The sequence below is a fragment of the Novosphingobium sp. Fuku2-ISO-50 genome (assembly GCF_001519055.1).
Taxonomy (GTDB): Bacteria; Pseudomonadota; Alphaproteobacteria; order Sphingomonadales; family Sphingomonadaceae; genus Novosphingobium.
Map to the genome: position 1 here is coordinate 227,230 of NZ_KQ954285.1, position 12,959 is coordinate 240,188.

Here is a 12,959-nt window from a genome sequence, read left to right on the forward strand (position 1 = left end):
CAGGTCAGGAAGGGAAACGGGGTGGCGCTACGCGATCGAGGAAACAATCGATCTGTGCAAGCACGCGCTCGCGCACCGGATCGGCCTCGCGCAGCAATTCGTGGGCAGCTTCGCGACCGAATTCGACCAGTTCGCCATGCGGCAGCCTGGCCACCGCGCGGGCAGTCGCCGGCCATGATACCAGCGCATCATGGCGCGCCGCCAACGTCAAAACCGGCACGTCGATCGATTCGATCAGGCCGGGCTCGGCCAGTCGCATTACCGATTCGCTGGCCTTGCGCACCCAGTCCCAGCTTGCCGGGCCCAGATCCAGTTCCGGCCTGTGCTCGCGCCACCACGCTTCGTCGGCATAGCGGTCGGCATCGTGTGTCAACGACAGGCCACGCTTGGCAGCGCTGTCGCCGGGGCGCTCGCCATCTTTCCACGCCGGGCGCGCGCCATCACCAATTCGGCACATGAACCGCGCGAATGCCGGTTGCAGCCGTTCGGGAACGGGGGTCACGAAACCCAGCATCGGCGCGCTCAGCACGAGTGCATCGGGGCGCACTTTTGCCTCGGCCACGGCGCGCAGGGCAAGGTGCCCGCCCATCGAATGCCCGACCAACACGCGCGGCCCCGGGCTGGCTGCGGCCCAGGTCGCCCAGAAATCGGCCAAATCATTGACCCATGTGGCAAAATCGCGCGTTCCGCCGATCCTGGCATCGCGATGATAGCGCCCCGATCCGGCCTGCCAGCGCCAGTCCAGCGCTGTCACGCGCCAACCCTGGCGGTGCCAGCCGTCAAGCGTTTCGAGATATTTCTCGTAGAAATCCGCGCGTCCGGGGAGGAACAGCAAGGAGCCGCGCGGCGCCTCGTCATCACGCTGCCGACCGGACCAGTCGATGCGACGGATGGCAAACCGATCCGGCGCGCGCCACACCGATTCCAGCGCATGATCCGGGATGGCGCGGCGCACCGTTTCCGGGGCCTTGGGATGGGGGGTATCCGCCAATGCCTGCCTCTTCGCCGAAATCCGCGCCGAAATCCGCGACGGATGTTGGTTACCGTTTAGTAAGTGATTGTCCCGCATAAGACCCGTCATGCAGGGAACATGGATCGTTTACGGACTGGTGGGGGCCTTGGCAATCGCGCTGCTGGTTGCCGCATTCACCGACATCCGCCGCCGCCAGATCGACAACTGGCTCAACGCCGCAATTGCGTTGGGCGCACCGCTGTTCTGGTGGGCAACGGGACTGTCGTTATGGCCGGGAATGGTCATGCAGGTCGGTCTTGCGCTGGCAACCTTTATGGTGCTGGCCGGCCTGTTCGCGATCCGCGCCATGGGGGGCGGCGATGTCAAGCTTTTGACCGCGCTGGCACTGTGGCTTCCGGCGGTTCTGTTCCTTCGCCTGTTGTTGGTCATGGCCATCGCGGGCGGCGTGCTGACCGTGGTGCTGGGCATGTGGCACGTGACGCGCCGCCAGACCGGTCGGCTGAAAATTCCTTATGGGGTGGCGATCGCGCTGGCGGGTCTGTGGACACTGGCCAGCGCCGACGTTGCCCACTGGCACGATGGGATCGCCTGGGGCACCCCCAATCCGGGGCCCAATCCGGGGCAGGCCCATGTCGTGTTCCATGGTCAGGGCCCCGCTGCGCAGCCGTTGCTGCGGCCCGGGCGCGGCCAATAGCCATGCAGATACAACCGTCTGGCCGGTGCAAAACCGTCCGTAACGGCACGATACACGCGGCAACGCACGACTAGGCCAATCTTAACCAATTTGGCCGATTGATAGCAGGTTCGGATTAAGGGCGGGATACGAGAGCCATGGACAGGAAGAAGCTGTTTTTGCTGGTCGGAGCCTTGTTCGTGGCTCTAGCCACGAGCCTGCTCGCACGGGCCTTGCTGATCGGCGGCAGTGCGCCGCAGGCAGCGGCTGCGGCCAAATTGATGGAAGGCCCCAAAGTTCTGGTGGCCCAGCGGGCTTTGCCGGTGGGCACGATCATCACAGCGGATTCGGTGTCCTTTCAGCCCTGGCCCAAGGATCTCGTGCAGGACGCCTATTTCCTGCAGGACAAGATCGACATGGCCAAGCTGCTTGGCACGGTCGTCAAGAACCCGATCACTGCGGGCCAGCCGGTAACGACCGGTTCGCTGGTTGCGCCCGGCGACCGCGGCTTTCTCGCCGCCGCGCTCGGGCCCGGCATGCGCGCCGTCACCATTCCGGTCAGCAGCCGCACCGGCGTTGCCGGGTTTGTCTTCCCCGGCGACCATGTCGATCTGCTCTTGACCCAGTCGGTCAAGGGTGAAGGCGAAAGCCAGCCGCTGCGCGCGACCGAAACGATCCTCAAGAATTTGCGCGTGCTGGCAACCGACCAGTCGACCGATCAGGAAACTGTCGACGGGCACACCCGCGTCAAGGGTTTCAGTCTGGTGACCGTGGAAACCACGCCCAAGATTGCCGAGGAACTGTCGGTTGCCGAATCGATCGGCACGATCAGCCTCTCGCTGCGCTCGATCGCCGACAATTCGGCCGAACTCGAACAGGCCGTCGCCTCGGGCCAGGTCAAAGTGCCCAACGGCGCGAGCAAGCAGGAAGAAGATCGCCTGCTCAAGGCCGCGATCACCAAGCCTGTCGACAAGAACACCAGCTTTGTCACCGGTGGCGACGTATCGCGGTTCCAGCGCAAGACGATGCCTTCGGCCAATGCGATCAACGGCGTCAATGAAAACGTTCATGCCGTGACGGGTGCGCCGACGCCGGGCGCGCCTGCCGGGATCGCGGTTCACCATGGCCAATCGGTGCGCATCACCCGCGGCAAGGAAACGGTCGAGGTACCGGTTGCGCCGATGCCCCGGATCGTGCCGATCGGCCCGATGGGAGTGTTCTGATCATGCATCGCCGCACCTGTCCGATCAGCCTCAAGGGGCCCGCCATCCCGGCTGTTACCGACGCGAACGACATCCGCGCGAAAGGCAAGACGATGAAACTGCGTTTCGTATCTTCGGCGCTGAGCGTGGCGGTGATCGCCGCCCTGCCGGCGCTTGTCGCCCCGCTGGCGGCAAAACCGCTGCACGCGAAGCCCCATGGTCTGCCCCAGCGGCACGCCAATGCCACGCCGCCCATGCTGCTCGGCACACCGGGCGTCACCGCCCCGGCCCGTTCGCTGGCGCTCGGCATCGGTCGCGGCGAACTGGTCACCCTGCCCGCCACGATGTCGGACGTGTTTGTCGCCAATGACACCATCGCCGATGTTCAGGTCAAATCGGGCAATCAGCTCTATGTCTTTGGCAAGGCAGGCGGCGAAACCACCATCTATGCCAGCAATTCGCGCGGCGAAATCGTGTGGTCGGCCAATATCCGGGTCGGCAACAATCTCGACAGCATCGACCAGATGCTGCACCTTGCCATGCCCGATGCGCATATCGCCACGGCGACGATGAACAACACCGTGCTGCTGACCGGCACGGTCGCCGCGCCCGAAGATGCCGCCGAAGCAGAACGTCTGGTCAAAGCCTTCGTCGGCGAAAAAACCAATGTGATCAGCCGGCTGAAAATGGCGACCCCGCTGCAGGTCAACCTGAGCGTCAAGATCGCCGAAGTCAGCCGCTCGCTGACCCGCAATATCAGCTCGAACCTGTCCACCATCAACTCATCCAACGGGTTCCAGTACGGCATCGGTCAGGGCAGCACTTCGACCTATTTCGCACCGGGCCAGCCGATGGGTGTCAACACCAGCGCGGTGACCACCACCTACACCAATCCGATTACCGGCGCAGTGACCACCACGCAGGGCACATCGGTCCCGGCCACAGGCACCGGCACCACGCTGGCAGCCGCAGGCCATCTGCTCGGGCTCGATCTGCTCGGTACGCTCAACCTTGGCGAAACGATCGGTCTGGTCACGACGCTGGCCGAGCCCAATCTGACCGCGCTGTCGGGCGAAACCGCCGAATTTCTGGCAGGCGGGGAATACCCTATTCCGATGAGCTCCGGCCTCGGCACGGTCTCGGTCGAATTCAAGAAATACGGGGTCAGCCTGTCCTATACGCCGACGGTGCTTGCCAACGGTCGGATCTCGCTGCGCGTGCGGCCCGAAGTGTCCGAACTGACGACCGAGGGCGCCGTGACGATCAGCGGATACTCGATCCCGGGGCTGTCTGTGCGCCGCGCGGAAACCACGGTCGAACTGGGCTCGGGACAAAGCTTCATGATTGCCGGGTTGCTCAAGAACACCAGCTCCAACACGATCACCAAGATGCCGGGCGCTGGCGACATACCGGTGCTCGGGTCGCTGTTCCGTTCGACCGCGTTCCAGAAGGGTGAGACCGAGCTGGTCATCGTGGTCACGCCGTACCTGGTCAATCCGGTCGAAGCGAACCAGATCCACTTGCCCACCGACGGCTTCAAGAGCGCGGACGCGGTGCAGCAATTGCTCGGCAATCAGGAAAGCGTCGACAGCAAGGGCGCGACCCGGCCCATGCCGACCGAAAAGCCGGCAACGCAATCCTCGACCCCGCCTGCCCCACCGGCAGACCGGCCGAAGATCGGCGCAGCCACACCCGACGCCGCCGACCCCGACGCCGCCAACAGGGCGCGCGCCAAGGGCAAGCGCGAGGCCAGCGCCGATGCGCAGCCCGGCTTCAGCATCCAGTGAAAGGCGAAACCGTCATGACGCCCAAGCATCATCCCGTTGCGGCCCTTTCTGCCCGCCATACCCGCAGGTTTGGGGCCCTGCGCCTCGGCACCGGCGCGCTTGCGCTCGGGATCGGCCTCATGCTCGCCGGTTGCGGCGGCATGCCGACCAACCGCACACTCGACAACGTGCATCAGCCGGTGGTCGAACATACCAATTACACCTTTGATCTGACGCCCTTGCCCAATGGCGGGCTCGACCCGGTGCAACAGCATCGGTTGAAGGACTGGTTCGGTGCGCTGGGGCTCAAGTATGGCGACCATATCGCGCTGGATGATCCCGCCGAAGTCGGCGCCACCCATGCCGCAGTCGAAGCCGCAGCGGCACAATTCGGGCTGATCCTCGATCAGGTTGCCCCGGTGACCGAGGGCGCGATCCCCGCCGGATCGGTTCGCGTCGTGGTGTCTCGCGCCACGGCCAGTGTGCCGGGATGCCCCGACTGGTCGGGACATTCGGATGCCAATTACACCAATGGCACATCGCGCAACTATGGCTGCGCGGTCAGTTCCAATCTGGCGGCGATGGTCGCCAACAAGGAAGACCTCGTCCACGGCCAGAGCGGCAGCGGCGACACCGTCGTGCAGACCAACACCAAGGCGATCGAGGCCTACCGCACCAAGGGCCCGACCGGAGCGCAGGCGCTGAAACAGCAGGCCACACAATAAGCCATTCCTTCGGGCAGCAAGCATATAAGGACTTCACGCGATGAACGCGCCTTGGAAAACCGGCAACCGCGACATCTTTTCGGCCTTCGTGTGCGATGATGTCACGCTCGATACCCTGCGCTCGGTGGCTATCGACATGGGCTGGCCGCCTGAAAAGGTCATGAAGGGCGGCCTCAGAAACGCCATTCAGTCGCTGGCGATCACGGCCAGCCCGGCGATCCTGATGGTCGACTTGTCGGAAAGCGGCGATCCGCTCAACGACATCAACGCGCTGGCCGAAGTGTGCGAACCGGGCACGGTGGTCATCGCCGTCGGCCAGGTCAACGACGTGCGTCTCTATCGCGACCTCGTCGCGTCGGGGATCCAGGACTATCTGCTCAAGCCGCTGTCGCCGGGACACTTGCGCGACACGCTGGTCCAGGCGCAGTCGATCTTTGCCAGCCCGCGCGGCGCCGACGGCGCTGCGACCAAGCGCCATATCGCGACTGCCGTGGTCGGCACGCGCGGCGGTGTCGGTGCATCGACGATCGCCACCTCGCTCGCCTGGATGCTCAGCGCGGATCACAAGATGCCGACCGCGCTGCTCGATCTCGACGTTCATTTCGGCACCGGCGCGCTGACGCTCGATCTCGAACCGGGGCGCGGCCTGACCGATGCGATCGACAATCCCAGCCGCATCGACGGGCTGTTCATCGAGCGCGCAATGATCCGCGCCAACGACAATCTGGCGATCCTGTCCGCCGAAGCCCCGATCAGCGCCCCGCTGCTGACCGATGGCACGGCATTTGTGCAGTTGATCGAGGAATTCCGCCACTCTTTCGAAGCGACGGTGGTCGATCTGCCGCGCAACATGCTGATCAATTTCCCGCAATTGCTGGCCAACATGCAAGTCGTCGTGGTCGTGACCGAACTGACGCTGGCCGGCGCACGCGACGGGATCCGCATCCTGTCGTGGCTCAAATCGAATGCACCCCATGCGCATGTCCTGATGGTCGCCAACAAAGTGGCTTCGGGCGTCGGCGAAATCAGCCGCAGCGACTTCGAAACCTCGATCGAGCGCAAGTTGAACTTTGCCATCCCGGTCGATTTCAAGGCGGCGGCGAATGCGGCCAAGCTGGGCCAGACCTTTGTCGGCGCCAACCGCACGGCCAAGGCGACGCATGCGATACGCGCGATCGCCGATGCGATCATCGCCAGCGAAGGCGAACGCGAAGCGGCCGCCCCTGCCCATGGCGTCAAAGGAGGCAAAAAGCCGGCCCGGAGCCAGACCGAGTCCGAAGCCCCCAAGGGCTCCGGCTCGCTGCTCGATCGCTTTGCCATCAAGAAACTCCTGTCCAAATCCAAGCCGGGAGTCCCCGCCTGATCCAGCCAGCCCCCGCTGATTGACACCAACCCGCAAACACCCTTTTGCCACCAACCGCAGGTCCCGCGATGCAGTCCTTGCCCATCATGATTCTGGTCTTTGGCGCGGTGTTCCTGCTGGGCCTGCTGGCGATCGCGTTTACCGGGCCGAACGCAAAGCGCGAAAGCTCGCGCCGGTTGCAGGCGATCAAGCTGCGCCATTCCGAAAATGCCGTCGACAAAGTCGAGGCGCAGTTCCGCAAGGCAGTCGCCCAGCGCAAGCCCACAAGCTACAAAGTCGCCGGGTCGCAATCGCGCAGCGAAGCATTGCGACTGCGCCTGTTGCGCACCGGCAAGGGCTGGACCGTTCAGCAATATATCTATTCCAGCCTTGGCCTGACTTTGGCCCTTGCCTTGCTCATCGGGTTGAAAAGCGGCTCGATGCTGCTCGGGCTGGCCATCGGCATCGTGATCGGCGCGGGACTGCCGCACCTGGTGGTCAACTATCAGATCGGTCGGCGGATCAACGCCTTCATCACCCGCTTTCCCGACGCGCTCGAACTGCTGACGCGCGGCCTTCGATCCGGCCTGCCGATCAGCGAGACGCTGACAGTGGTCGCCAACGAACTGCCCGGCCCGGTGGCTGAAGAGTTCAAGCTGGTCACCGACCGCATCAGACTTGGCCGGACCATGGAAGATTCGCTGCAGGAAACGGCCAACCGGCTCGATCTGGCGGAATTCAGCTTTTTCTGCATCACGCTCGCGATTCAGCGCGAAACCGGGGGCAACCTGGCCGAAACGCTGGCGAACCTGGCCGACGTGCTGCGCAAGCGGGCGCAGATGAAGCTGAAAATCAAGGCGATGAGCTCGGAATCAAAGGCTTCTGCCTATATCATCGGCTCGCTACCGTTCATCGTGTTCTTCCTGATCTATTCGATCAATCCGACCTATATGGGGCGTTTTTTCATTGACGAACGCCTTATCATTGCCGGGATCGGGGCATTTATCTGGCTGTCGCTCGGGGCTTTCATCATGTCCCGCATGATCAACTTCGAAATCTGAGACCGAGGCCATGAGCGCATTTTCCGCCGTTCCTGTCACGCATCACCCCACGTTGCTGGGCGTCGATGTCATTGCCGTCGGCTCGGTTCTTGCCGGTCTGGCCGCCGCCTTCGTGCTGCTGGCAATCTATGCTGCGGTCACGATCCGCGACCCCATGGCCAAGCGGGTCAAGGCGCTCAACGAGCGGCGCGAAGAACTCAAGGCCGGGATCGTCGTTGCCGCCAGCCGCAAACGCGCCAGCATCGTGCGGCGCAACGAGACCACCGATCGCATCCGCTCGATCCTGCAGCGCCTGCGCGTGCTGCAGGACAGCCAGTTGTCCGTTGCGCAGCAGAAACTGGCGCAAGCGGGCATCCGCAAAAAGGAATGGGGCGTCGCGATCATCATGGGCCGGATGATTGGCCCGATCGTCATCGGCGGCCTGGCCGCGATGGTCATTTACGGGATGAACTATTTCCCCAACTGGCCCGATTACAAGCGATTCGGCGCTTTTGCCCTACTGCTCGGGTTTGGCTACAAGCTGCCCGACATCTGGGTCGCCAATCTGGTCAGCAAGCGCACCAAGGAGATCCGCAAAGGCCTTCCCGACGCGCTCGACCTGCTGGTGATCTGCGCCGAAGCGGGCCTGACCGTCGACGCCGCCTTTGGCCGCGTTGCGCGCGAACTGGGCCGCGCCTATCCCGAACTCGGCGATGAATTCTCGCTGACCGCGATCGAACTGTCGTTTCTGACCGACCGGCGCAGTGCGTTCGAAAACCTGGCCTATCGCGTCAATCTCGAAGCGATGAAGGGGGTCACCACGACGATGATCCAGACCGAACGCTATGGCACGCCGCTGGCCTCTGCGCTGCGCGTGCTGTCCGCCGAATTCCGCAACGAACGCATGATGCGCGCCGAGGAAAAGGCGGCCCGCCTGCCTGCGATCATGACCGTCCCGCTGATCCTGTTCATTCTGCCGACGCTGTTCGTCGTCATCCTGGGCCCGGCTGCCTGTTCGATCAGCGACAACTTCCTCCACCGGAAGATGTGACATCCTGATCCGCCCCAGGCTTATCTGCGCGGGGCGGGGTCAGCCCGCCCGTGCGACCGCTTCGGCATCGACGCGCCGCGCCGATTGCAGCAATTTGTCGAGCAATTCGCGCAAATGTTCGATCTCGCGCGGGGTCAGAACGGCAAAAATCCGTTCATAGGCGGCATAAGCCTGCGGCCAGATCTGTTCGTAGAGCGCGCGGCCTTCCCCGGTCAGTTCGAGATGATGCGACCGACCGTCGGCGGCATTGGGGCTGCGCCGCAGATAGCCGCGATCGTCCAGCGCCTTGCACGCCCGATTGACCGCCACTTTGTCCATCAGCGTCGCGCGCACCAGATCGCGCTGCGTCTGTGCGCCCGCATCGCCCAGAATCGCCATGATCCGCCATTCGGGAACCTTCAGGCCAAACCGATCGCCGTATTCGCCGGCAATATGCCCGGACACCGCAATGGAAGTGACGGCCATGCGGTAAGGCAGGAAATCAGCGAGACGATTTTTCGAACCGGGCATCGCTCGCGACATTATCGATTGCGCGAACGGTTGCAAGAGAAACAAAACAACCGAAACGGCAGCCTTCACTCCTTGTGCGCAAGAATCCCGGCCATGATGAAATCGACCGTGTGTTCGCGATAGCGGTCGCGCAGCTCTTCGGTCAGCGTGTCCTGGCCATAGCAATGGCGCAGCACCAGCCGCGCCGAAAAGAAGCGGTCGGCCGCCCCGGTCACGGTGAAATAGAACAATTGCGGATCGACCGGACGAAAGATCCCCTCTTTGACCCCGGCCTGGATCAGGCGTTCGTAGGCCACGCCGAGCGGCGTCAGGTACTTGTCGGCAATCCGGCGCGCCTCTCCCTCGTCGCTGTCGCGCACCAGGCGCATCAACAGACGGTTGAGGTACGGGTAGGCATAATAGGTATCGATGCACTTGCCGATATGCCGCCGCAGCTTTGCCTCGGGCGGCATGTCGTCCTTGGCGAGCAGCGCATCGACCGAGCGGATGATCGTGACCATGTCGCGGTCGAGCAAGGCCTTGAGCATGCCCGCCTTGTTGCCGAAATAGTATTTGACCAGCGCCGAGTTCAGCCCCGAGCGCAGCGACAGTTCCGACAACGAAATGTCGACCTGATCGCCTTCGCGCATGATCTGCGACGCGGTTTCGAGCAGAAGCTCGCGCGCGCCCTGCTGTTCGCCCCCATCTTCGCGGCTTTCAGGCGCCGCAGGCGTCGCAGTCTGTTCGATCTCGTTCATTCCCAACCCGGTTCTTCCCACCAAGGATAAAACGGCGGCATATCCGAAGAAACGCGCGCCGGGTAGCGCGGTGTGCGCTTTTCCAGAAAACTGGCAATCCCTTCTTTGGCATCGGATCCGCGCGAAAGCGTGTAGATCGCCCGGCTGTCAACCTGATGCGCGAACATCGGGTGATCGAATTGCGGATTGTGCCACAACATCGCGCGCGTCATCGCCACGCAAACCGCACTGGTGTTATCGGCAATTTCGCGCGCCAGCGCCCGTGCCGCGGGCAAAAGATCCTCCGGCGCATGGAGCGAACGCACCAGCCCGCCGCGCAAGGCTTCTGCGGCGTCAAACACGCGCCCGGTGATGCACCATTCCAGCGCCTGCGGCAGGCCGACAATGCGCGGCAAAAACCAGCTCGACGCCGCCTCGGGCACGATCCCGCGCCGGGCAAAGACAAAGCCAAAGCGCGCCGTGGTGCTGGCCAGGCGAATATCCATCGGCAATTGCATCGTCGCGCCAATGCCTACCGCTGCGCCGTTGATCGCGCCGATGACGGGCTTTTTCGAGCGATAGATGCGCAGTGTCAGCAGCCCGCCGCTGTCGCGCACGCGCGGATCGGACAAGTCGGAGACGGTATCGCCGCTGGCAAAAACCTGCTTGCCGTCTTCGGGGGTGAGGTCGGCCCCGGCGCAAAAGGCGCGGGAGCCGTGGCCGGTGACGATGACTGCGCGGATCGCATCATCGGCGTCGGTGCGATCGAACGCGTCGCACATTTCCTGCATCATCGTGCCGGTAAAGGCGTTCATCTTGTCGGGACGATTCAACGTGATCGTGGCCACGCCATCGGCCACGTCGAACAGGATTTGCCGATACTCGCCCACCGATCGCTCTCCCCGGAACAATGGGGGCCGCCTTGTGACGTGCCCCCAGGACATGAAATTTACCGCGGCGCCATGCGGATCGCGCCGTCGAGGCGCACGTCTTCGCCGTTGAAATAGCCGGTTTCGATCATGCACAGCGCAAGCGCGGCATATTCCTCGGGCTGACCGAGGCGCTTGGGAAACGGCACCGACGCGGCCAGCGCGGCCTTGACGTTTTCCGGCGCGCCCTGGAGCAGCGGCGTGTTGAAAATGCCCGGCAGGATGGTGTTGACGCGAATGCCTTCGTTCATCAGATCGCGCGCGATCGGCAACGTCATGCCGACAACGCCGCCCTTCGATGCGGAATAGGCGGCCTGGCCGATCTGGCCGTCTTCGGCCGCGACCGAGGCGGTGTTGACGATCGCGCCGCGTTCGCCAAATTCCCCGATCGGATCGAGCGTCATCATCCCGGCCGCCGACTTGGCGATGCAGCGAAACGTGCCGACCAGGTTGATCTGGATGATCGCGTTAAAGGCATCGAGCGGGAAATGCTTGATTTCGCCCGTTTCCTTTGACCGGCTGGCGGTCTTGATGGCGTTGCCCGTGCCCGCGCAATTGATCAGGATGCGTTCCTGGCCATTGGCCGCGCGCGCCTTGGCAAAGCCGGCGTCGACGCTTTCCTCGCTGGTCACGTTGACTTCACAGAACACCCCGCCAAGCTCGGCGGCGATCGCTTCGCCCTTGTCCTTGTTAAGGTCAAAGATGGCGACTTTCACCCCTTTGGCAGCCAGCGCGCGCGCCGTTGCCGCGCCCAGGCCCGAAGCGCCGCCGGTCACGACGGCGGAAATGCCGGATTCAAGTTTCATCGAAAAATCCTCTGTCCCAAAACGTTATGTCAAACCAGTTCGACGATGGTCACGTTGGCGACGCCGCCGCCTTCGCACATCGTCTGCAAACCATACTTGAGCCCCCGCGCCTTCAACGCGTAGAGCAATGTCGACATCAGCTTCGCGCCCGATGCGCCCAGCGGATGGCCAAGCGCGATCGCCCCGCCATTGACATTGAGCCGGTCGGGATCGGCGCCCGTGTGCTTCAGCCAGGCCATCGGCACCGAAGCGAACGCCTCGTTGACTTCATAAAGGTCGATGTCGCCGATTTTCAGCCCGGCGCGCGCCAGCGCCTTGTCGGTGGCAAACAGCGGCTCTTCGAGCATGATCACCGGGTCGCCCGCCGTCACGGTCATCGTGTGGATGCGCGCCAGCGGAGCCAGGTCATACCGCTTGAGCGCGGCTTCCGACACGACCAGCGCGGCGCTGGCGCCATCGCAGATCTGGCTCGAACTCGCCGCAGTCAGCGCGCCGCCGGGGCTCAGCAACTTGACCCCGGCAATACTTTCGAGCGTGGCGTCAAAGCGGATGCCTTCATCGATCATATGCAGCGCGTGGCCTTCGGGGGTATCGATCCCGACCGGCACGATTTCGTCGGCAAAGGCGCCCGCCTCGGTCGCAGCGATCGCCTTGAGATGGCTGGCCAGCGCGAACCGGTCGATCTGATCCTTGGTAAAGCCATGCTTTTGGACGATCATTTCGGCGCCCATGAACTGCGACCAGGTCACGCCGGGATATTTCGCTTCGAGACCGGGCGATTTGTAGGTGCCCAGCCCCTCTTTCGCATGGAACATCGCGGTACTGCCCATCGGCACGCGCGTCATGCTTTCGACACCGGCGGCAATGACCACGTCCTGCACCCCGGACATGACCGCCTGCGCGGCGAACTGGATCGCCTGTTGCGAAGAGCCGCACTGGCGATCGATCGTCACGGCCGGAGTCGATTCGGGCAAAAGCTTTGCCGCGAGCACGGCATTGCGGCCGACTTGCCCGGCCTGTTCGCCGCCCTGGCTGACACAGCCCATGATCACGTCGTCGATCGCGGCGGGATCGATCCCGGTACGACGGACCAGAGCATCGAGAGTCAGCGCCGCCAGATCGACCGGGTGAACCCCGGCCAGCCGTCCGTTGCGTCGCCCACCGGCGGTGCGCACGGCGTCCACGATATAGGCCGTCCCCATTTCCCTTACGACTCCTCTGGCTCA

General features: G+C 63.7%; 12 protein-coding genes and 1 pseudogene. 7 read left to right on the plus strand and 6 right to left on the minus strand.

Annotated features, from left to right (window positions below; translation table 11 throughout):
* Positions 1–4 precede the first annotated feature (4 nt).
* A complete protein-coding gene (locus AQZ50_RS01050; protein WP_231730045.1) occupies positions 5–991 on the minus strand; it encodes an alpha/beta hydrolase in 987 nt (328 codons plus the stop codon).
* A gap of 88 nt (positions 992–1,079) precedes the next feature.
* Between AQZ50_RS01050 and AQZ50_RS01055 the strand changes: the two are divergent.
* The 7 genes and pseudogenes from AQZ50_RS01055 to AQZ50_RS01085 all read left to right on the plus strand — a co-directional run.
* Positions 1,080–1,547 (plus strand): annotated as a pseudogene (locus tag AQZ50_RS01055) (prepilin peptidase); the annotation flags it as partial.
* Between the two features lie 257 nt (positions 1,548–1,804).
* Positions 1,805–2,869: a Flp pilus assembly protein CpaB gene (gene cpaB, locus AQZ50_RS01060; RefSeq protein WP_067741395.1), complete on the plus strand. Its 1,065-nt coding sequence runs from the start codon at positions 1,805–1,807 to the stop codon at positions 2,867–2,869.
* Between the two features lie 92 nt (positions 2,870–2,961).
* Complete coding sequence (locus tag AQZ50_RS01065) at positions 2,962–4,635, plus strand: type II and III secretion system protein family protein (RefSeq protein WP_067742303.1); 1,674 nt, start codon at positions 2,962–2,964, stop codon at positions 4,633–4,635.
* Positions 4,636–4,649: 14 nt separating this feature from the next.
* Positions 4,650–5,339, plus strand: a complete 690-nt coding sequence (locus AQZ50_RS01070) for a CpaD family pilus assembly protein (protein WP_082703366.1) — start codon at positions 4,650–4,652, stop codon at positions 5,337–5,339.
* Between the two features lie 40 nt (positions 5,340–5,379).
* Positions 5,380–6,702 (plus strand): pilus assembly protein CpaE, encoded by a 1,323-nt coding sequence (locus AQZ50_RS01075; RefSeq protein ID WP_067741399.1) that lies wholly within the window; start codon positions 5,380–5,382, stop codon positions 6,700–6,702.
* A gap of 68 nt (positions 6,703–6,770) precedes the next feature.
* Positions 6,771–7,742: a type II secretion system F family protein gene (locus AQZ50_RS01080; RefSeq protein WP_067741402.1), complete on the plus strand. Its 972-nt coding sequence runs from the start codon at positions 6,771–6,773 to the stop codon at positions 7,740–7,742.
* Positions 7,743–7,752: 10 nt separating this feature from the next.
* Positions 7,753–8,772, plus strand: coding sequence for a type II secretion system F family protein (locus AQZ50_RS01085; protein ID WP_067741404.1), 1,020 nt, complete (start codon positions 7,753–7,755; stop codon positions 8,770–8,772).
* A 39-nt stretch (positions 8,773–8,811) separates the two neighbouring features.
* On the opposite strand, the gene AQZ50_RS01090 is transcribed toward AQZ50_RS01085, so the two are convergent.
* The 5 genes from AQZ50_RS01090 to AQZ50_RS01110 form a co-directional block, all read right to left on the minus strand.
* Positions 8,812–9,237 (minus strand): MarR family winged helix-turn-helix transcriptional regulator, encoded by a 426-nt coding sequence (locus AQZ50_RS01090; protein WP_231730046.1) that lies wholly within the window; start codon positions 9,235–9,237, stop codon positions 8,812–8,814.
* Between the two features lie 110 nt (positions 9,238–9,347).
* Positions 9,348–10,019 (minus strand): TetR family transcriptional regulator, encoded by a 672-nt coding sequence (locus AQZ50_RS01095; protein ID WP_067741406.1) that lies wholly within the window; start codon positions 10,017–10,019, stop codon positions 9,348–9,350.
* Positions 10,016–10,888, minus strand: a complete 873-nt coding sequence (locus tag AQZ50_RS01100) for a crotonase/enoyl-CoA hydratase family protein (RefSeq protein WP_067741408.1) — start codon at positions 10,886–10,888, stop codon at positions 10,016–10,018. The genes AQZ50_RS01095 and AQZ50_RS01100 overlap by 4 nt, the downstream gene beginning before the upstream one ends.
* A gap of 59 nt (positions 10,889–10,947) precedes the next feature.
* Entirely contained in the window at positions 10,948–11,733 is a 786-nt protein-coding gene (locus AQZ50_RS01105) for an SDR family NAD(P)-dependent oxidoreductase (protein WP_067741410.1), read from the minus strand.
* A gap of 29 nt (positions 11,734–11,762) precedes the next feature.
* A complete protein-coding gene (locus AQZ50_RS01110; protein ID WP_067741413.1) occupies positions 11,763–12,935 on the minus strand; it encodes an acetyl-CoA C-acetyltransferase in 1,173 nt (390 codons plus the stop codon).
* Positions 12,936–12,959: the final 24 nt, after the last annotated feature.